We start from the raw sequence: 19386 nt of genomic DNA, 5'->3' as shown, positions 1-19386 counted from the left end.
ATCCGGTAACTTTTGATTTTACACGGCTGCCTATTTTTTCTTTTCTGTACAACATTTTCGGGCAGAACTTTTGCTACTATAGGGCAAATTGAACATTGAGTGCTGAATCTGTCAACACCTTTAGTATCATTAACACTTGAATTATTTCACCCTGGGGCAATATGGTCGGGATTCTGTGGGCTATAGGCTTTCTTCCTCCCTACTATTGGCACTACATGAATCAGAAAATCCAGTATTTACTCGCCTCCATCCTGGAATCCTCTCGGGATTCAATCGTTTCTATCGATCTAGACCGAATTATTACGAGTTGGAATCAAGCCGCAGAGGAGTTGTATGGTCATCCGGCGAAAGAAGCCATAGGAAAACCATTGCATATGGTTATGCGCCCCGAAGACATACATGACCTTATAGAAAAAGTCAACAACATTAAACACGAAATTACTGTACAGGTATACGAAACCATAAGAGTTCATAAAAATGGACTGCAAGCCGACCTGGCGATATTTCTCTCTCCTGTAAAAGACGAAGACGGCGAGGTTGTCGGCGTCTCAACCATTGCGCGGGACATCAGCATCCGTAAAATGCAGGAAAAACAAAAAGATGAGTTCATTGAATATCGCTAGTCATGAACTTAATGAATGAATGAATAAGTCTTTTGAGAAACTGCTATGTTTTCGCATACATTACATAGCTGATCACTTGTTTATATGCAAGTACCCTAAGATAATTATTTTCATAACCCGCACTTCAGCCAACTTAGCCGAAGCGGGTAACATCATTGTCAATCGATTTGAGCTTTTACAGTAGACGACGAGGATTTTGCTCCGTCCTTATCTGTCTGCTGAATTTTTATAAATATTCGCCCTGACCTGATCAACACCTCACCCTGGTGTTTCCGGCATGAAAAGCCAGAAATCACTAATACAAAAATCAACGGCGCACCTACCCACTGTTTAGTACGGCGGTTAATAAAAGTCAATAATAATCCTACAGCAAACAGGAATGGTATATAGGCAAAACTCATTTTATCCTGCAGGTCTGTAACTGGTAATAAGAAGCTATAGTTAAGCTTGTCTGAAGAGTTGCCGTTGATTCCTTTCGAAGCCAATTTACCTATTGATTTGAAATTTTCCCCATCTGTCGATACCAACACTTCAAAGTGATCTACGTTTGTTTCGTTAAAAGTCTGCCAGTTCACTTGTAAGCCGGAAGCTGTTGATTTTGCTGAAACCGATCCAAATGTAACAGGTAATGTTCCGTCAGGCGTAAATTCAAATTGAACCTGCGGAATGTTTTGAGAAATACTAGTTGCCGCCGGAGGGCTTACAGGATTCGGATTGTTTACATCCGTTCCATAATACAATCCTCTGGCATAGCCAGGTCCGGTTGTTGGTTGATAAGATCGCCAATATTGCCATTGAATATTTCCCAGCGGCCTGTTCTCATCTACGGCTATCACAATATTATCCGTTCCATTCCAATGAAAGGGACTACTCAGGGTTAATTCCATCCAGGTATTTGCCTGGCTAACGTTTAGGAGCGGAAGTGAAGCCTCGTAGACCTGATTTAGATTGCTAACCGGCACCCAATCGGTCTCAGTAACGAAGCTGTCCACTGTAGTGTGCCTTATGTAAATGGTCCAATAATCCCAGGTAACAGAAGGAGTGACATTGACAGTTTGATACCGAATTTTGGAAATGGTGCCCGCTGTTGTTGCCCCTGCTGCGTTCATTTCACTTTTAGTGTAAATAGCCTGGGTATAGGAATAAAAGTAATCTGAGTTAATGGGAATCGCATTTCCCAACAATATTCCCGAGCCGAGTTGGATAGTCCTTTGGGCATACGCTGTGATTGAAATAATTTGAAAACACAGAAATAAAGAGGTTAGACCAATTATTTTCTTTTTCATTTTTGTTTGGTTTGATTATTTAGAGGGAGCCAAAAATACGAGTGAAAATGAATCAAACCTTGTTTTAAGTTTTCCCAAGAGCTTTCCGGTACCCGTCACCAGGAACCAAAGATCTGGTCGCGCCTGTCGTTATGAATAGGCGTTGATGCCCATTGGAATCCATCTTCAATAAAAAAGTTTATCAACTCCCGTGCAATTTTTACCTGGTCTTTTAAACAAACAAATCAGGACTTTTAAACAAAGTCAGTGGTTGTAAGGCGTTCTACTTTTGTTCCAACAAAACAAATTAAAAATGGAACAGAACAATTATCAGGGAGCCTTACAACAATCAGCTGGTTCAGGCTTCAATGCAAAATCAACAACCGATGATGTCATTAAAGGAATTGACCTTACAGGAAAAATTGCCATAGTTACCGGCGGCAATACGGGCATCGGACTGGAAACTACCCGTACGCTTGCCGCGGCTGGAGCAACTGTGATAGTGCCTGCACGGGACATGGATAAGGCCGCTAAAAACCTGCACGGTATTGACAACGTAGAGATAGCGGCTATGGACCTCATGTCACCGGAATCTATTGATGCATTTGCAGACAGGTTTCTTGCTTCCCGAAGGCCACTGCACCTGCTCATCAACAATGCGGGTATTATGTGGGTGCCTTTGCGCAGGGACCGCCGCGGTATAGAATCGCAATTAGCCACCAATTACCTGGCACCGTTCCAGCTTACGGCAAAGCTTTGGCCTGCGCTTAAAAAGGCAAATGGCGCCAGGGTAATCAATGTTTCTTCGCACGGGCATCATTTCGCCCCCTTCCATTTCGAAGACCCCAATTTCCTGCACAGAACATACGAAACACTTCTGGGCTATGGCCAATCTAAAACAGCCGTTAATCTTTTCTCCATGGAGCTGGATAATCGTGCCCGTGATTATAATGTAAGGGTATTCGCCGTACATCCGGGTTCTATCGGCGGGACCGAGCTGGGAAGAGAAGCTCCGTTAGAACTGTTTCAGAAAATGGGATTCGTCGATGCAGATGGACAAATGCTGCCCGAGGTTGCTGCATCATTGAAAACAATCCCGCAAGGCGCTGCCACAACGGTATGGTGCGCCACATCAACATTATTAAACACTATTGGCGGTGTGTATTGCGAGGACGCAGACATCGCTCCTTTGTGTGCTGATATTGCCAGCCAAAAGGGTGTACATCCCTATTCCCTGGATGAAGCCAGTGCCAAGCAGCTCTGGATGCTAACAGAAGACATGACCGGTTTGAAGTTTAATTTATAATACTCACTTAAAAAAACAGAACAATGAAAAATCTGGAAAATAAAGTTGCTGTAATTACCGGGGGCAATAGTGGTATCGGGTATGCCGCTGCGAGAAGACTAAAAGAAAACGGTGCCCGGGTTGTGATTACCGGGAGACGAAAAGATGCAGTAGAGAAGGCTGCGAAAGAACTCAATATAACGGGGCTGGTGGCAGACCAGTCCAGGATACCGGACATTGAGCAGCTTGCAGCAGCAGTGAAAGCGCAATTGGACAAAGTAGACATCCTGCTGATCAACGCCGGCATTACCAAATTCTCTACCATTGAACAGGTAGAAGAAAGCCAGTTTGATGAAATGATGAACATTAATTTTAAAGGCGCCTACTTTACGTTGAGCCGGTTTATTCCTTTGCTCAACGAGGGAGCCTCCGTGATCATGCTTTCATCCACTTCAGCCACCATATCCCCACAAAGTGCCTCCGTATATGCGGCCAGTAAAGCTGCCGTAAATGCAGTGGTAAAAATAGCCGCACTGGAACTGGCCTCCAGAAAGATTCGTGTTAATGCTGTAAGCCCGGGACCCGTGGCGACTGAGATCATGAACAAAATTGGCTTAAATGAAACGTTGGAAAACCAATTGCTGCAAAGTATTCCTGCAGGAAGAATGGGCAGGGCTGAGGAGGTCGCCAGTATGATTCATTACCTGGCAGGCGAAGAGGCATCCTTCATAACCGGTGCTAACTTTTTGGTAGACGGTGGGCAGTCTATTTAACAACAGGGAAAATAATATTAATGATGCACCTTCCTCTTTCAAAGCCTGGCCTTTTAAACAAGCTGAGTCTACGCAATCCGCTATCTTTGATTTACTGATTCCTAAAAAAAATAAAATGATGGAATACCAGGCCCGGTATATTACCGAAGATATAAAGCTATCCAGTTACGAGGATAAATTTTTCAAGTCGGATATTATGTTTGACCACCACATGCTGGTGTGGTTTCTTTCCGGCGAAACGAAGATCGTACAGGCAGATGCAACTTATTATTTTAAAAAGGGAGATATTTTTCTTATTCCCAGGAACCAGTTAGCCACTATTATCAATTATCCTAAAGATGGACAACCGCATAAGACAGTAGTCATGCACTTATCGGTAGACAGGCTCGGAAGTTTTTATGCCGGCAAGGATATAAAACCCAGCCGGCCGAAATCGCCGAAAATCTACAGTTTCAGCAATCATCCCCTACTGGAAAGTTGCCTCGCTTCGCTGATCCCCTATTTTGATATGAAGGACATACCGGAAGATATAGCATCTATTAAGATCACGGAGGCTATCAGCATTCTCAGAACACTCAACAACGAGATTGACCAGGTACTTGCTAACTTTGAAGAGCCTGGCAAGATTAATCTCACTGACTACATGGAAAAAAATTTTATGTTCAATCTGCCAATCGAAAAATTTGGCTACCTGACAGGCAGAAGCCTTACCACTTTTAAGCGCGATTTTAAAAAGGCCTTCAGCACAACACCGCAACGCTGGCTGACGCAAAAGCGATTGGACCTGGCTTATTACCAGCTGGCGGAAAAAAAGAAGAAGCCATTGGATGTATGTTATGAAGTAGGTTTTGAAAACCTGTCTCATTTTTCGTTCGCCTTTAAAAAGCAATTCGGCTTAGCGCCCAGCCAATTGTTTGAACAAAGGTAAACAGTTGATGTAATATCTGATTTTTAATGCAATGCTTACTATATTATTTATGTTGCAACTACTTCACCATTACTTCATCAGCATGGCTGCCAGCGCAAATTGGGCCCGGGTGATTGTCGAAAGCATACTAGCGTAAGAAAATTCAGGCCTCCTGACAGACAGTTGTCATACCCTCGTTAGACCTTCACGGCTTAAAATAAAAAAGCTATGAATTTAATGTCTGTAAGGATCATCACCTCAAAGGTTGATGAGCTGATTAATTTTTATGAAAAGCTAACAGGAGTTGTGGCTAACAGGTATACGCCCGATTTTGCAGAGATAAAAACACGAAAAGCAACTTTAGCTATTGGGAGTGTTCGCACGTTACAGTTTTTTGGCGGCGAATCCGTAGCGCAACCCGCCTGTAATCGTAGTGTTATTGTTGAATTTATGGTGGAGGATGTGCAGCAACGTTTTGACGAGTTGTCCGAACTATTGCAAGGCGAGCATTTAGTTCAGCCTCCTACGCTTATGCCCTGGGGAAATAAATCTCTATTATTAAGAGATCCGGACGGCAATTTAGTCAACCTTTTTACTCCGGTTGCCGCTGAAGCTATTGAAAGATTTAATAGCTGATTCCCATCAAAACATTCGGTGAATTGTTGCGTGAGGCTCTTTTGAAAGAGGCCCATGTAACAATCCATTTTTATTAAACCGGTGGTGGGCTGCATCCATTCCCTCCAGATAAGAATCTCTGGTGAAAAATGTCAGTTTTGGCTTGCCTTAATCCTGGCGGCAGAGATCAAACATCTTATATTATACAAGATGTTTTCACCTGGATTAGTAAATAGGTCTCTCAGCACCACCAGATTTTAAGTATTCACCCATCCCGGGATAAATCAACTCTCGAAAGTGCAAGTAAATTTTTCGTGTCATAATACAAATTGCTGTGCATTACGTCTCAAGTGGCTGGGGAGGCTTTAACGTCAATTCGGGAAATTTAGACAACTCAACGGGAAATACAGACGCCAACTCCTGCCCATGACTCATCTACTTTTGTAGGTACAACAAAAGAATGAGATTATGAAACGTAAACATTCAATCTGGCTTTCTCTGGCTGCCATGCCTCTTTTGATAGCGGCCTGCGATAAAGACAACGACAATATGCAGCAAATATCGGCGGCATCTATCACTATAGAAAATGTATTGGATTCGCGGCCCTTGGTAGAATCGGGCACTTTTAAAAATAATGGTGCATCACCGCTTATCATGCCTGGTGAATCAGTATCATTCCAATTTTCGGCCGCCAAGGGACAAGCGCTGACGTTCGCAACCATGTATGGCTGGTCGAATGATCTTTTTTTTGCACCCACGAATCCTGGCATAAAACTATACCAGGATAATGGTACACCAATAGAGGGCGATGTTTCGTCACAGATCAGGCTTTGGGACAATGGGACCCGGGTTAATCAAATGCCCGGTGCTTCAGTTTCGCATCCGGGTACCGCATCTGCTGCCCAAAACGTCACTGAAGTAAACGGGACGGATGCTCAGGGCAATAGCTATGCTTCGGCTTCTTCCTTGATGAAGGTAAACCTGCATTACGAAGGAAATTCTACTTTCATACTGACTATTACCAACACCTCGGGTGCTACATCCAATTCTACACCCTTCAGTCCCGGTGTTTGGGCAATCTCCTACATTGCAGGAGGAACGCTTTTAAATCCTAATCCACTTTATGAAGCTGGCAAGCCTGCCGCTAACGGTCTGACAAACATTGCTGAGATGGGCGACAATAGTATCCTGGGCACTTATCTTACCGGACAAACAGGCACTTTTACGCCCCTATCCCCTGTGCTGGTAGTAGTATATACCGGTTCTGAAAATCCCATTTATAAAACCGGACAAAAAGATCAGGGTAAAGGCCTGAAGGAGCTGGCGCAGAAAGGCGATGCAAGCAACCTGGCCACCTATCTCAAAACCGTTCCAGGTGTAAGGGACGTTTATGTGCTTGCAGCGCAAAACACTACCGTCTTGCTGCCGAAAATTAGCAGTCAAATGGGCGGCAGCGTTTCGCAGTCGTTAAATGTTACCCAAGGTGACCGTATAGCAATCGCTACTATGTACGGGTTCTCCAATGACTGGTTTTTTGCGTCGAAGGACAACGGCACAGATGCGATGCAAAAGGGCGATATTTCTTCGTCTATAGGATTGTTCGATAACGGTACCGCGATCAACCAATTTCCGGGTGCTGGTATCACACAGTTTAATTTATCAGGAACACCCCTGGAAGAAAGCAAGACTATTGAGGCAGTTCCGAATCCTAATATGTTTACAACCTTACCCGCAATACCTCAAATCATCAAAGTAACCCTTCATTAAATGGGCTAGCTCAAAAACATTGAACATAAAAACAAAGCTTAAAATGAATGCAATGCTGAAATGTGCTATGATAGCACTCTCGTTAACCTTTTCTATAGGTATGGTTGGCGCTCAGGACAAAGGCAATTTGTCGACATTGTCGAAGGTGATCGCCGGAAACGAAAATAATGAGGTATCTTATGTGATTCCTCAACGGCCGGAGGATATAAGTCCTTTGTTAATTGGAGAAAAAATCCCCGTGGCTATGCTGTCCGATGCTTCAGGAAGGGATATTGATCTCAATAAGCTTATATCTGAAAAACCGACTATTTTGATTTTCTATCGAGGTGGGTGGTGTCCTTATTGCTCCAGGCAACTTTCTGGCCTGCATCGGTCAGCCCCTCGACTGGAAAAATTAGGCTATCAACTAATTGCGGTTAGTACTGATATGCCGGGAGGTTTGGCGGAATCGGTAAAAAAAGAACGCCTGAACTATACTTTATTGTCGGATGCCGACTTAAGCTTAGCTAAGAAATTCGGCATCGCCTTTAAAGCGCCTAAAGGATACTGGGAGATGCTACCGAAAACTACCGGCGGGAAAAATAAAGACCTTTTGCTTCCCGTACCATCGGTATTTATCCTGGATAAAACCGGCGCCATTCAATTTGAGTACATCAACCCTGATTTCAAACAAAGAATGAGCTCCGAACTTTTAACGACGGCAGCAACAGTCATAAAAAAAGAGATTAAGTAACGGTCATGATAAACAACAAAATCCCTTTAAAGTGGACATTGATAGCCATGATTTTGCTCACGCATGGAATAACCACATCATCCTTTGGCCAGGCAAAAGGATCGCCAAAAGCTCCTGCAGCCATGGCGAAAGAAATAGGATTTGCCAAAGGGAAATGGCAAGACATAACTGTACTGGCAAAAAAGGAGGCAAAATACATTTTTGTGGATGCCTTTACCACCTGGTGTTCACCGTGCATACAGCTACAAAAATTTACTTTTAAAGATGCTGCCGCCGCGGAGTATTATAATACCCATTTTATCAACTACACTATTGACATGGAAAAAGGTGAAGGCCTGGCTTTAGCTGAAAAGTGGAACATTAATGAATATCCCACGCTGTTATTCTTTTCTCCGAAAGGCAAACTGGTTAGAAAGCAAATCGGCTATATAAACGGTAAGCGGCTAATTGATCTTGGAACGGACGTTCTCACAGCAATTGAGAAAAAATAATTTTGCTAAATTGAGCAAAGTGAGGAAACCGGCAGGGATTATATCCAGTGCACTTTGATAATTTTGGAAGATAGCAGTACTTATAAAATTTGAGTACGGTAAAGAAACATCTGGTATGATCAAGGAATATAGCGAAAACTCAACGGCTGCGCGATTCGTCATGCATAGTGGCAATAAGCTTTTCGGAGGGCATGGATTAAGCAATCCGGCCCCATATCCGATCAATACATTTGTTTACAACAAAGGCACAGCCCAGCAGGTCACTATTGACGAAATAGTGTACACCATGCCAAAGGGCTGTATTCTACCGCTGGTATCCAACCAGCATTTCAGATTTGAGCATCCGGAAACTTTGACGGCCTGGCAGTTTAACCGGGAGTTTTACTGCATTGTTGAACACGATACCGAAGTAGGTTGTGTTGGTTTTCTTTTCTATGGCATCAGGCATCCGATGTTCATCTTACTAAATGAGCAGGAAACCGAGGAAATGCTGCACCTTGAAAAGGTTTTTTCCAATGAGATGGCGCTGAAGGATAATTACCAGGGAGAAATGCTTCGTACACTGCTAAAAAGAGTCATCATAAAAGCAACAAGGATGGCGAAGGCCCAATGTGAAAGCTATATGGAATTCCCGCACGAAAAGATGGATATCATCAGGCGATTCTCCTTATTGCTGGAAGGTAGTTTTAAGGAGCAGCATGAAGTTAAGTATTACGCTGCAGCGCTAAATAAATCTCCCAAAACGCTAAGCAACGTTTTTAGCCTCCTTAAGCAACCAGCACCTTCCGTTATCATTCGGAACAGAATTGTGTTGGAAGCTAAACGCTATCTCCATTATACCGAAAAATCTGCAAAAGAAATCGCTTTTGACCTGGGCTTTGAAAGCCCGGCGCATTTCAGTAAATTCTTCAAAGCGTATACCGGAACAAATGTTTCAGACTTCAAAAATCAACGATAACAATCTGAATTGGTAAAGAAAGGCAATGGAAGGCTTGAAGACTTTCTTCACTAAAATTAAGTTTACATTTGTGAGCAATGTTATGTGGTATTGAATTTTCATAGTTGCGGGAGCAGCCGCTTCGATTGGAGCGCTAATACTCCTTGACCACTCTGTACATTTTGTAAATCGAAGCCGGTTAGTTGAGGGCTTTGTAACCCAATTCGATACCGTTAATAGTGGCAACGCAGGAAGGAGCTATATTCTGGTATTCAAGCTTACAACAAGCGATGGTCGGCAGATCAGGTACGTTCACCATTCATCAAGTGCACCTCCGGCTCACCCAGCTTCGGCCCGGTTTCTTAGTTATGCTATATTTAAATTTACCATGCTGCTGCTAGATATTTCTATCACTTGTATAGTAATAGGTGCCGGCTATTTTGCAGCCGGCTTTTAATCGAAGAAGATTAAAGCTTAATTTGCGGATTTATTAACTGCCTAAAAAATATGATGGACTTTTATATCATTGGTGACGATCAGGCAATACCTAATTACCCGGAAGAATTGGGATTACAGTTTGTTGGGGGCATAGATTACGGGACGTTTAAAAATCTTCAAAGCAAAGGAATTCTTGACAAAGGATTCGATTACTATTCGGATTTCCGGATGGATACTGTTCTCTTAAAACAAATTCAAGAGAACATTTTACAAAAAGAATTGCAGACTGATACTGATGTAATAAAGTTGCTGCAACTCTTCAATATTGCAAATGAAAAGAACAGTGGGCTTATAGCTTTTGGCGATTGAACACGAATAACCTGTAACAGCCCGGAAGCTTATCGGAGTTTGTGAAATGCCGGCATGCAAAGTCGGACCATATTGAAAACCGGCAAGCATGGTGGGCGCGCTGTAAGCAAACGAGGGCATGTGCATTGGCGCCGACGGCAGGTAATCCGGCGATCTCGCAGTGCCTGCGATATTGCGTGCTGGAACACAAAAGTACTCCAAGGTTATAAAGGTTATGAGAGAATATCCAACATAGTCAATATCCTCCGATTGGGATTAGATTTTTTCCTGACGCCTTCGAGCGTTGTTGATTGACAACAAGGAGCTTTATTATGTTGTTACATCACTACCTGTTTTGCGGCCTTCTGAAGTTCCCATTAGGCTTTTAGTTCTCATTGCCTCTATATTACCCAATACCTGCTGTAAATGGGTTCACACTTATTTCAATCATTAAATTTTCAAAAAAGAAATAGAAACCAAATGTATTCCTTATTTTTTTTGGTTTACTTTCCAATTGCAGGCCACCCTCTGCTTTTAAATTTTCATAAACATTCCAAACAGCGTCCTCGTCTTCCTGATAAAATCCTACATGGAAATTCCGGGGATATACCGGTACATTTTCTTCGTTGTTCAATACCTGTCCCCAAATAACCAGGGCAAAATTATTCCCGTTTTCCATTACCGCCATTTTACTGTTTCGGTTTACAATTAAATTGAAACCTAAATGTTTTTCAAATAAATTGACAGCTCTATCTACATCTTTAACGATTAGATTGATGTGATTCAAGTTCATATTGTTTTCTTATTTGAATCAAAATTACTTTTCAGGCATCAGGCTTAATTGGATAAATCGGTCGTTTTCATTTTTATTCAGGACGATTGGTTTCACTCCGGAGAACTTCTTCACTTCCCTTATAAAATGAGATTGGTCTGCATAATCCAACTCCGGGTAGAAAAGCCCGTTTTTTAGCTGCTTCAGTGAATTGGAGAAACGGATAATGTTGATGTATGATTTTAGCGTTAGCCCTAACCATTTATGGAAATACCGGTTCATTTGCCTGCTGCTCCAAAAAACTTTTTGCTCTAGTTCTTTGACGGTAATTTCTCCTTTAGATGCATAAATGAGTTCAAATAACTTTTTTTTCCGGTTGTCAATTTCTTCATGCGATATCGAAGAAATGATGTTAACAGCTTTTTGGTAAAATTTTTCAAAGTCGATCAGGTCATTTCTTGAAAATCCCCAATAATTAGCTGGTAGCATTTTTTTGGTATTGTTCAATTCAGCAAAAGATTGTTTAAAAATGTATTCGGCAGCGACAGGATAAAAACTAATAGCGAACATAATGGTTTTGGGAAATGGCGGCTTACTTATAGGAACTGAACAAATGCCGGAAGTGAATATCTCAAATTTTCCATTTTCATCGTCTGAAAGAAACAAATCTATTTTCCCGTCGGGAACGACAACACCTTCTTTTTCTTCATCAGAATGGTTTTTTACCATCCAGATACTTTCCACAATGTTTGTTAGCGGTTTACCGGGCTTAAGACAGAAATATTCTAATTGATTTCCTTGAAAAAACATCGTCCATCATTAAAGGATTAGGTATACGTTTTGTAAAAATACAAATTAAACTCCTGGAACTAAATCGTGACGCCAAATCCTGTCGGTCTCATGGATTAAAATGAAAAATGAAATCATTGCCGAGTTCATTCTGTGATTCCACTTGGAACCGAATATCAAGCAGCTACGATGCTGCAAATTAAATAATTATTATCTTACTACTTAGATACGTTCACCGAAAAGCTTCCTATACTATTTAGGTTAAAGCAATGCAATGACCTAATACACACCCAACGACAATCGCCGATGTTCAGAAAAGTCTCGTCGAGGAATAGGAAAATGGATCACGGCAGTCTCTACACCTGAAGGATAAGACTTTTCAGTATTCCAATTGTCACCGAGTTTAACATTCTACTTTTTATTTTCTACAATAATATCAAACTTGATGCTTCCGCCTTTCGCGCTTTTGGGTATTACATTTTTTACACGCATCAGCGCTCTTAATGAATTGCTGAACTTGATGCAATAGACTCCTGTACTAGGATTTGTATAGTTAGCATACTGACCGTCCATATTATTTGAATAAGCTGCATTAAAAGCTTTCCAGCTATTATCTTCCATTAATTTTTCAAATGCTGCATTGCTCATGCTTCCTTTGTACAGCTCTCCGGAGTTAATGTTTTCCTGCTCCCAGCCACCCATACCATCTTCCTTAAATATATCAATTTCATCATAGCTCGTGCTTAAATCGGCTTCTTTGGCATTCGCTGGAAATGTAAGGATCATTGCCCCGGCATATCCGCTAAAAAATACCATGGCTACATCTTGTTGTATTTCGTTAGCAGTTTCTATATCTACACACTGGCCGGTGGAGGGTACAAAAAAGGGTCCGAATTTTGTATTTTTTTGATCGCCCATCATGATGTCCTGGAATAAAGTGACATACTTACCCGTTTTTTCCTTTGGAGATGAGATGCCGACAGGTTCAGCGGTTTGCCCAATGCTACCTTGGCCTACCGTCTGATTATTGTTTATTACTTCTCCTACGCCTTCCGGGTCAAGTTTTTCTGTTTTGCTCTCATTTTTCTTTTTCTTCTTTTTAGAAAAAAGGTCGTTAATGTCAATTTTGTCAATAACCTTATCTATACTTTCATTGGCTTTATTCTCTAATTTTTTTCCTACAGATTGTGCGGGTGCTGTAAAGCTTGTTGCGAGCAGTAGCAGGAGGATATAAGTTTTCATTTTCATTGTTTTATGTTGGAAAATTTCTGTGTATGATTCTTTTTGAAGCCCGTTAATTTTTTTCATAAGTGCCGGCGTGCCATCTTGCCGTATTACCAACGTAAATAACAAGGTTTCCGTCACTTTGAAGCACAAGCGTACTTTGTCCCGGATAAAATTTATCACCTCTTAGCACAAAGCGTTTTAGCCCTTCGTTGTCTTTGTTTTTTTGGTCGGTAAATGCATCCCACTGCGCTTTGCCGTTGTAATCATACAATACCAGGTTGCCATCTGACTGAAACACACATTTTTTTATGGCCTTTCCATTGGTATGCGTGTGCCAGAGTGCCTTAAACTTATTCGCACCCACTACTTTGTAAAGCACCAGGTTACCATCGCTCTGCATTTGTATAAAATAGCGGTTGTCTTCGCTGTAATATTTTTGATCTTTATTGAAAACAGTACCGCCACTGAATGAGCCCTGGGGCAGGCTGATTTTAGTTCCCGGCTTTGGCCGTGCCGTTATTTGGGCCATTGCGCTCATAGCAAAAAGAATGATTAATACCGTTAGAAAACTTTTCATATCTACTTATTTTAATGGTTAAAAACTAATTGTTGCATTCACTGTTTTCATTGCCCCATCGCGGTTGTAAAGCGTAACATCTTTTAGCGTAATGGTTCTGCCTGATACGCTGATATTGCCCGTAGTTTTATCGGTACCTGAAAAAGATTTGGCTTTAATAAGTCCATTGCCACGACCAGACAGTGTTATAGTCGCAAACCCGGGCTGAGAATCTGACATGGCTAATGTGGGGCCGTCAAATACTTTCAATGACGGATTATTAATAGCATCACTTTCATTGAGAAAGGTAATTTGGAGCAGCGCAAAATCGGGGTTTCCGGATCCGCCTTCATTATCATGTTGACAGAGTACCGAAAAATTTCCTTTTACTTTATCCCCCAAATATTGTGTGCTTACTACTCCTTCTACTGATTTTCCATCGAAGGAGAAACTACCCGTTTGGGCATCATCGTTATTTGTGGTAATGCTGTTCAAAGCTGCATCTTCATCAGAAGATTTTTGCCCATCTGTACATGCTGCAAAGAGTGTGAGCAATGCTAAAGAGATTATCGTAAGATTTTTCATCTGAATATTTTTAGAAATGAGTATTTTTCTAAGTGCCTTTTTGGGTTATCTTCCGGCTGTATTCGTATGGAACATTGCTACATATCTTGGTTTGGGCTTGGTAGGGGCAACACAGTAAATAACCACGTTGCCATCGTCCTGCACTCGAAGCTCGTGGCTATAGAGAGTTTCTAATGGCGTATTGCCGCTTGCATCTTTCCATTTATCCTTAGCATCCCAAACGGCTTTGCCGTTGTCATAATAGATTACCAGATTACCATCATTCTGAAAGATGCATTTTCCACTAAAATAGCGGCCGCTGTTCCAAAGAGGAACTATATTTTTGGGTCTGATATGTTTGTACACAACCAGGTTGCCATCAGCTTGATAGCATAAAGAAAATTTTCCGTTAGGGCTAAAGTAATGTTTGTCTTTTACAAGAACCGTTCCCTGGGGAATAACGCCGGTGTTCGACTGAGCGTTTAATATTGCTGCAAAACAAATAGTAATAATTAATAGCATAAATTTTTTCATACCCTTATTTTTTGATTGGTTTATTTTATGATGTATTCGTAAGTGGTAGTACTGCTTAATGTACCATTCGATGTTTCCTGCCTGCTGGTGGGGTAGCCATTGGCATTAGCTACATAGGTATAGGTATAAGTATAGGTAGCAATGTTTGCCGGATCATCGTAATCTACTGTAACAGCTTTTTCCATAAGATGAATACTGGCTGTATAAGGTGTTAGTGGCTGTATAGCGTGCTTGGGGTCTTTAATAGTAGTGTAGGTATACGTATTATCTACCCATACCCTTCCATTTACTGTGTATAGTTTAAAATTGGCAATGTCTTTTTTATCGGCAGCATAGGTAAACAAGCGTTTACTGCTGTTGCCCGATTTATAAGTCAGCACTTCTTCAATCCGGTCATCGAAATAAGTATAGGTTCTTTTCTCATCCATGCTGCCATCTGTTGAGTACTTCTGTGAAGAAGTCATTCGGTTTTGATTATCATAGGTATATTCAATTCTTAAACTGCCGCGATTAGGGAATTTTTGGGCCGCAATATTTCCTTTGCTGTCATAGGTGTAGGTAATAAGCTGTTCATTGCTTGTTCCTTTGTTTTCCAGTTCGCTAATGATGCGTCCATTATCATCGTAGGTATATTCGGTTATCATAGTAGAACCGTCATACGTGTAAGTGGCATTGGTGCGGGCCAGCAATACTTTCTTTTCGTGGGACTGTGGATTATTATCGTTTTTTTTGCAGGAGATAATACTTGTTACTATCAGTAGACCGAGAATTAAAAATTTGTTCATTGCCTTAAGATTTAATTGATGCTTTTGATTAATAGATTTTTTATTTTATCAATTCCCGGTAGGTATAATCATATATATATACTAAAGTTGACTCGACAGTCGGATAGTTCGTATATGTTTTATAGGTGTAGGTGACTTTAGATTTAGTGCCATTGGCTACATATACATTTTCATATTCGTGTGTTGAAATTACTTTGCCTGCAGCATCTTTTGTTTCGGCGCTTATTGCATTCCTTTTATTTACAAAAGGCTGTGTACTGCCAAACGGCCCCGGAATAGCTTTTTTATCATCATAGGTAAACCGGGTTTCACTCTGCAGCACATCTGCGGCATTATAAGTACGGGAAAGGGCAATGCCGGTTTTATCGGCATTGTAATACTCTACAATTGTACTGGTAATAGCATTGGAGGAGTTGTACGATTCTGTTACAACCCTGTCGGTATAATACTTATATTGTTTGGAATTGAGTGAACCGGAAGGATAGGTATTCACTACACGCTTTATGGTGCCATCTGTGTTATAATCGTAAGTACCCGTTGCATAATTATTACTTAAAATACGCTTAGATATTTTGCCTGCCGCATCGTATTCCACTGTACCCTCATAGTTGGGGCTGGTTGTTGTGGTGGACACGAAACTTTCACTAATTACTTTGCCAGCGTTATTGTATTGGTAATTGTTTGTATAGGTGGTTGAGCCAGAAGTTTGCACCATTTTTTCCAATAGAAACGTTTTTTGCTCAGGCTCGTTTATTTTTTCTTTGTCTTTTGAGCAGGAAAACAGAAATAGGCTTATGCTAGCCACAGCTACATGAAATAAGCTAAAATGTTTCATCAGTGTAAGTTTAAATGGTGCTAACTAAAATTGTTACATCAAACTTACCGCTGAAGCACAGCGCTTACCAGTTCTTATTGACGAAAATGTAGTTTAAATTGACGAAAGTAAAAGAGGTCAACTTTCCAGGGGAAAAGTAACTTCTACTAGTGTGCCTTGGGGTAGGGAGGTAAATAAAACAGTGGCTTTCATTTTTTCAGATAACTCTTGCACTAATTGTAAGCCCAGTCCATTAAGTGTTTGCATGGTACGCCCAAGCTGTACCTGCATTTCAAAATCTTCCTGTGCAAAAGCACTACCGCTATTTTGGATAGATAATGTAGTCTTACCGTTTTGAATAGATGTGTTTACAATAATCATTTCGCCCGGTGCTGAAGCCTTGATGGCGTTTTGCAAAAGATTGCGGTAAATCGTTTGCAGAAAATTTTCATCGGCCCAAACGATAGTACCTGCCACAATATTGTTTTGTAAGCGGATGTTTTTTTCTTCCAGGTGCAATTGCAGCAGGAGTTCTACCGGTTGCAAGGCGGGCAATAATTCCACTGGTTGTATATTGGGTTTTAGTGTACTCATTTGTGTTTTACTCCATAGCAGCAGGTCTTCCATTGTTTCCAGCAGCGACTCGGTGGCTGTTTCCATTTTGGCAGCACGCTCCGCTTTTTCCTGCTCATTGTGCACATTTAATTTTTGCAGTTTTAAAAACTGGTATACCTGCTTCACCGGGCTGCGCAGATCATGACCAATAATGCCAAAGAGTTTAGCTTTGGTATGGTTGGCTTCTTCCAGCTCATTGTTCAACTGTGATAGCCTTTTGTTTTTATCGTCCAGCACATCTGCCGTTCTCTTCTTGTTCCTGTAAAATACAACCAGCATAGTGGCAATAATACCCAAGAGTAAAAGCCCGGAAATGAACCACAGACGTTGCTTTCGCACAAATCCCAGGTCTTTTTGCTGTGCCTCTATCTGTTGTTGCTTTTCTTTATTTTGAAATTTAGCTTCGGCATCAGCCATGCTTTTTTGTATGTCCACAGCATATAAAGAATCACGTATAGGCAAATACTTCTCATAATACAATGCTGCCTGTTGCCATTGACCTGTACCGGAATAGCATTTGCCCAGTTCTCGCAATACATTGCCGTATTGTTCCGGCCCCTGATCCAGGCCTATTTTTTCGGCGTTCTTCAGGTAGCCGAGTGCAGCAACGTAATCTTTTGCAGCCACCAGTGTTTGCCCCATTGCGTAATTAAAGGAGGTGATATAAATGGTATCGGTAACAGATGCTCCTATCAATGATTTTGCAATATTCATGTACAACAAAGCGCTGTCTACTTGTTTATTGCTCAAATAATAATCTGCAAAAGATAAATCAGCCAACATCCTGATGTCCCAATTGTTATTTTTATCTGTAGGCGGGCCATATTCTTCCCTTGTAAGATTGGTTAGCGAATCATAATATATTCTTGCCATACCCGGTTGAAATAATTGCAAATAAGCATTGGCTGTATTTTTGTAATAATGAATGATGGCGTTTCTATAACTGTACAAGAATTCTTTTGAGGGTGTCAAATATTCCAATGCTTTTCTAGGTTGTTTCAATTCTAAATATAACGCGCCGATGTTGATATAACACACGCCCATATTAGCCGAATCTGCTCCTTCAAATTTTCCCAGAGCCAATTGTTTTTTATTAATTTCAAGTTCTGCAAGCAGCATATTCATTTGTTGTTCGCGCCGTCCCAATGTTTCATAATACTTATTAAGTGCATTATACAAATTTTGTTTGGTATCATCATTACGTATGGTATCTACAATGTAATGCACCTCTTTGGCAGTTTTGTCGCGCTGGCCGGCATAACCGTCCATTGCACTATACATATACAATAAACGCTCCAGCCCGTTTATTACTCGTTTGGAATTGCCGGCACGGCGAGCATAGGCTACAGATTTTTCTAAATAAACAATAGAAGAATCTCCATTACTGCCTTGGTAATAGACCCCAATGTAGAAATTGAATAAAGACAAATTATAGTAATCATCTGCGGGGGTAATGTGTAATGCGTAACGGGCCGTTTTAAATGTTTCCTTATACGCTTCCATTCTGTTTAAAGAATCGCAAATATTCGACAATGCTTTAAGTCGTTCTTTGGAAGTTTTGTACTTCGTTGCGTCAAAACCTGGTACAGGTTGTTGAGCTGCAACACCACCAAATGTTACAAAACAAAGAAGAGCAAGCAAGGCGTTTTTCATTATCTGAAGATTTCATTTTTGATGGTATCCTTATAAGTTTTGCCAATTGGAAGCGCAGTGCTCCCACAAATAATTTCATCGGAAGCATTGAAGCCGCTTATTTTATTTCGGGCAACAGCGTAGCTACGATGAATACGTAAGAAGTTGCTTTGTGGCAATTTCGAGAAAAAGTTATTGAAACCAACCAATGTAAGATAACTCTGGTTTGCAGTAACTACTTTGGTATAGTTTTGCATGGCCTCCAGGTAGACAATTTCATTGATTGTCACTTTTGTTTTATTGCGCCCTTCACTGATGAGGAGGGTACCTGTTTCCTGCTGCAACTCATAAGTAGCTGCTTTCTGCCGCATACTCCAATAATCCTTCAACCGTTGTGCCGTATGATTAAACCGTTTTTCCGTAATGGGTTTCAATATATAATCAAATGCAGAAAGTTCAAAACCCTCCAATGCAAATTCAGGATGGGAGGTAACAAAAACTGCCAGTTCAATATCACTGCGCAATAGTTTTAAAATCTCCAGCCCTGTAACCCCGGGCATTTCTACATCCAAAAAAACCAAATCAGGTTTTAATGAAATGATCGCCTGAAGGCCGTCGGAGGAAGAAGAAAAATCACCTACACATGTTAATGCGGGTTCTGTTTTTATCCACTCATTGAGTAACAACAAATCGTCCCGTTCATCGTCAATACATATACAACGGATCTTGCCTGTCATTGGAGATGTTTAATTCATTCAAATATAGCAAATAAGGGAATTCAATTAAAACATGACAATATAACATACTATTGAAAATCAACGCTTCAGATAAGTGTTGTACTATAGTATTCAAAACCTTGTTTCTGCCAATATTGTCACCCGACTTAAATGAGATTAGTGATTGGCCATTGATCAAG

Annotated in this window: 21 protein-coding genes; 10 read left to right on the top strand and 11 right to left on the bottom strand. The window is 41.1% G+C overall.

What is annotated here, in order from left to right:
- Positions 1–215 precede the first annotated feature (215 nt).
- Positions 216–623 carry a PAS domain-containing protein gene (locus ACLOAU_RS02750; RefSeq protein ID WP_427860300.1) on the top strand — a complete coding sequence of 136 codons (408 nt, stop codon included), beginning with the start codon at positions 216–218 and terminating at the stop codon, positions 621–623.
- A gap of 158 nt (positions 624–781) precedes the next feature.
- Here the strand turns inward: ACLOAU_RS02750 and ACLOAU_RS02745 are convergent, their stop codons facing one another.
- Positions 782–1909, bottom strand: coding sequence for a hypothetical protein (locus tag ACLOAU_RS02745; protein WP_427860299.1), 1128 nt, complete (start codon positions 1907–1909; stop codon positions 782–784).
- A gap of 292 nt (positions 1910–2201) precedes the next feature.
- Between ACLOAU_RS02745 and ACLOAU_RS02740 the strand changes: the two genes are divergently transcribed.
- From ACLOAU_RS02740 to ACLOAU_RS02700, 9 genes are all read left to right on the top strand, one after another.
- Positions 2202–3194 carry an SDR family NAD(P)-dependent oxidoreductase gene (locus ACLOAU_RS02740; protein ID WP_427860297.1) on the top strand — a complete coding sequence of 331 codons (993 nt, stop codon included), beginning with the start codon at positions 2202–2204 and terminating at the stop codon, positions 3192–3194.
- Positions 3195–3217: 23 nt separating this feature from the next.
- Positions 3218–3946, top strand: coding sequence for an SDR family NAD(P)-dependent oxidoreductase (locus ACLOAU_RS02735; RefSeq protein ID WP_427860296.1), 729 nt, complete (start codon positions 3218–3220; stop codon positions 3944–3946).
- On the top strand, positions 3930–4874 hold the full coding sequence (locus ACLOAU_RS02730; RefSeq protein WP_427860295.1) for a helix-turn-helix domain-containing protein: 945 nt from the start codon (positions 3930–3932) through the stop codon (positions 4872–4874). The genes ACLOAU_RS02735 and ACLOAU_RS02730 overlap by 17 nt, the downstream gene beginning before the upstream one ends.
- Positions 4875–5081: 207 nt before the next feature.
- A complete protein-coding gene (locus ACLOAU_RS02725; protein WP_427860294.1) occupies positions 5082–5489 on the top strand; it encodes a VOC family protein in 408 nt (135 codons plus the stop codon).
- A 447-nt stretch (positions 5490–5936) separates the two neighbouring features.
- The gene (locus tag ACLOAU_RS02720) at positions 5937–7235 is read left to right on the top strand and encodes a spondin domain-containing protein (RefSeq protein ID WP_427860293.1); all 1299 of its coding nucleotides are present in this window, start codon (positions 5937–5939) and stop codon (positions 7233–7235) included.
- A gap of 43 nt (positions 7236–7278) precedes the next feature.
- Complete coding sequence (locus ACLOAU_RS02715) at positions 7279–7968, top strand: peroxiredoxin-like family protein (RefSeq protein WP_427860292.1); 690 nt, start codon at positions 7279–7281, stop codon at positions 7966–7968.
- Between the two features lie 5 nt (positions 7969–7973).
- Complete coding sequence (locus ACLOAU_RS02710) at positions 7974–8459, top strand: thioredoxin family protein (RefSeq protein WP_427860291.1); 486 nt, start codon at positions 7974–7976, stop codon at positions 8457–8459.
- Between the two features lie 115 nt (positions 8460–8574).
- Positions 8575–9417 (top strand): AraC family transcriptional regulator, encoded by an 843-nt coding sequence (locus tag ACLOAU_RS02705; protein ID WP_427860290.1) that lies wholly within the window; start codon positions 8575–8577, stop codon positions 9415–9417.
- A gap of 486 nt (positions 9418–9903) precedes the next feature.
- Entirely contained in the window at positions 9904–10203 is a 300-nt protein-coding gene (locus ACLOAU_RS02700; protein WP_427860289.1) for a hypothetical protein, read from the top strand.
- 385 nt (positions 10204–10588) lie between these two features.
- Here the strand turns inward: ACLOAU_RS02700 and ACLOAU_RS02695 are convergent, their stop codons facing one another.
- The 10 genes from ACLOAU_RS02695 to ACLOAU_RS02650 all read right to left on the bottom strand — a co-directional run bounded on the left by ACLOAU_RS02695 (position 10589) and on the right by ACLOAU_RS02650 (position 19207).
- On the bottom strand, positions 10589–10975 hold the full coding sequence (locus tag ACLOAU_RS02695; protein WP_427860288.1) for a VOC family protein: 387 nt from the start codon (positions 10973–10975) through the stop codon (positions 10589–10591).
- A gap of 24 nt (positions 10976–10999) precedes the next feature.
- The gene (locus ACLOAU_RS02690) at positions 11000–11764 is read right to left on the bottom strand and encodes a DUF6597 domain-containing transcriptional factor (protein WP_427860287.1); all 765 of its coding nucleotides are present in this window, start codon (positions 11762–11764) and stop codon (positions 11000–11002) included.
- A gap of 390 nt (positions 11765–12154) precedes the next feature.
- Positions 12155–12985: a hypothetical protein gene (locus ACLOAU_RS02685; RefSeq protein WP_427860286.1), complete on the bottom strand. Its 831-nt coding sequence runs from the start codon at positions 12983–12985 to the stop codon at positions 12155–12157.
- A 52-nt stretch (positions 12986–13037) separates the two neighbouring features.
- On the bottom strand, positions 13038–13547 hold the full coding sequence (locus tag ACLOAU_RS02680) for a hypothetical protein (protein ID WP_427860285.1): 510 nt from the start codon (positions 13545–13547) through the stop codon (positions 13038–13040).
- Between the two features lie 18 nt (positions 13548–13565).
- Positions 13566–14111, bottom strand: coding sequence for a hypothetical protein (locus tag ACLOAU_RS02675; protein ID WP_427860284.1), 546 nt, complete (start codon positions 14109–14111; stop codon positions 13566–13568).
- A gap of 45 nt (positions 14112–14156) precedes the next feature.
- Positions 14157–14624, bottom strand: coding sequence for a hypothetical protein (locus tag ACLOAU_RS02670; protein WP_427860283.1), 468 nt, complete (start codon positions 14622–14624; stop codon positions 14157–14159).
- 20 nt (positions 14625–14644) lie between these two features.
- Positions 14645–15409, bottom strand: a complete 765-nt coding sequence (locus tag ACLOAU_RS02665) for a hypothetical protein (protein ID WP_427860282.1) — start codon at positions 15407–15409, stop codon at positions 14645–14647.
- Between the two features lie 40 nt (positions 15410–15449).
- On the bottom strand, positions 15450–16244 hold the full coding sequence (locus ACLOAU_RS02660; protein ID WP_427860281.1) for a hypothetical protein: 795 nt from the start codon (positions 16242–16244) through the stop codon (positions 15450–15452).
- 117 nt (positions 16245–16361) lie between these two features.
- Positions 16362–18491, bottom strand: coding sequence for a tetratricopeptide repeat-containing sensor histidine kinase (locus ACLOAU_RS02655; RefSeq protein WP_427860280.1), 2130 nt, complete (start codon positions 18489–18491; stop codon positions 16362–16364).
- A complete protein-coding gene (locus tag ACLOAU_RS02650; protein ID WP_427860279.1) occupies positions 18491–19207 on the bottom strand; it encodes a LytR/AlgR family response regulator transcription factor in 717 nt (238 codons plus the stop codon). Before ACLOAU_RS02650 ends, ACLOAU_RS02655 begins: the two co-directional genes overlap by 1 nt.
- Positions 19208–19386 lie beyond the last annotated feature (179 nt).

The sequence above is a fragment of the Paraniabella aurantiaca genome, assembly GCF_050309965.1.
In the GTDB taxonomy this organism is placed as follows: Bacteria; Bacteroidota; Bacteroidia; order Chitinophagales; family Chitinophagaceae; genus Niabella.
Note: the sequence above shows the minus strand (reverse complement) of the source record. Positions and strands in the feature narration are given on the sequence as shown.

Bases quoted from the DNA above. Each gene is read 5' to 3' on its own strand.
- ACLOAU_RS02695 (WP_427860288.1), bottom strand. From the start codon at position 10,975: ATGAACTTGAATCACATCAATCTAATCGTTAAAGATGTAGATAGAGCT.
- ACLOAU_RS02660 (WP_427860281.1), bottom strand. From the start codon at position 16,244: ATGAAACATTTTAGCTTATTTCATGTAGCTGTGGCTAGCATAAGCCTA.
- ACLOAU_RS02710 (WP_427860291.1), top strand. From the start codon at position 7,974: ATGATAAACAACAAAATCCCTTTAAAGTGGACATTGATAGCCATGATT.
- ACLOAU_RS02705 (WP_427860290.1), top strand. From the start codon at position 8,575: ATGATCAAGGAATATAGCGAAAACTCAACGGCTGCGCGATTCGTCATG.
- ACLOAU_RS02675 (WP_427860284.1), bottom strand. From the start codon at position 14,111: ATGAAAAATCTTACGATAATCTCTTTAGCATTGCTCACACTCTTTGCA.
- ACLOAU_RS02655 (WP_427860280.1), bottom strand. From the start codon at position 18,491: ATGAAAAACGCCTTGCTTGCTCTTCTTTGTTTTGTAACATTTGGTGGT.
- ACLOAU_RS02670 (WP_427860283.1), bottom strand. From the start codon at position 14,624: ATGAAAAAATTTATGCTATTAATTATTACTATTTGTTTTGCAGCAATA.
- ACLOAU_RS02685 (WP_427860286.1), bottom strand. From the start codon at position 12,985: ATGAAAACTTATATCCTCCTGCTACTGCTCGCAACAAGCTTTACAGCA.
- ACLOAU_RS02750 (WP_427860300.1), top strand. From the start codon at position 216: ATGAATCAGAAAATCCAGTATTTACTCGCCTCCATCCTGGAATCCTCT.
- ACLOAU_RS02700 (WP_427860289.1), top strand. From the start codon at position 9,904: ATGATGGACTTTTATATCATTGGTGACGATCAGGCAATACCTAATTAC.
- ACLOAU_RS02725 (WP_427860294.1), top strand. From the start codon at position 5,082: ATGAATTTAATGTCTGTAAGGATCATCACCTCAAAGGTTGATGAGCTG.
- ACLOAU_RS02740 (WP_427860297.1), top strand. From the start codon at position 2,202: ATGGAACAGAACAATTATCAGGGAGCCTTACAACAATCAGCTGGTTCA.
- ACLOAU_RS02680 (WP_427860285.1), bottom strand. From the start codon at position 13,547: ATGAAAAGTTTTCTAACGGTATTAATCATTCTTTTTGCTATGAGCGCA.
- ACLOAU_RS02735 (WP_427860296.1), top strand. From the start codon at position 3,218: ATGAAAAATCTGGAAAATAAAGTTGCTGTAATTACCGGGGGCAATAGT.
- ACLOAU_RS02665 (WP_427860282.1), bottom strand. From the start codon at position 15,409: ATGAACAAATTTTTAATTCTCGGTCTACTGATAGTAACAAGTATTATC.
- ACLOAU_RS02690 (WP_427860287.1), bottom strand. From the start codon at position 11,764: ATGTTTTTTCAAGGAAATCAATTAGAATATTTCTGTCTTAAGCCCGGT.
- ACLOAU_RS02745 (WP_427860299.1), bottom strand. From the start codon at position 1,909: ATGAAAAAGAAAATAATTGGTCTAACCTCTTTATTTCTGTGTTTTCAA.
- ACLOAU_RS02720 (WP_427860293.1), top strand. From the start codon at position 5,937: ATGAAACGTAAACATTCAATCTGGCTTTCTCTGGCTGCCATGCCTCTT.
- ACLOAU_RS02715 (WP_427860292.1), top strand. From the start codon at position 7,279: ATGAATGCAATGCTGAAATGTGCTATGATAGCACTCTCGTTAACCTTT.
- ACLOAU_RS02650 (WP_427860279.1), bottom strand. From the start codon at position 19,207: ATGACAGGCAAGATCCGTTGTATATGTATTGACGATGAACGGGACGAT.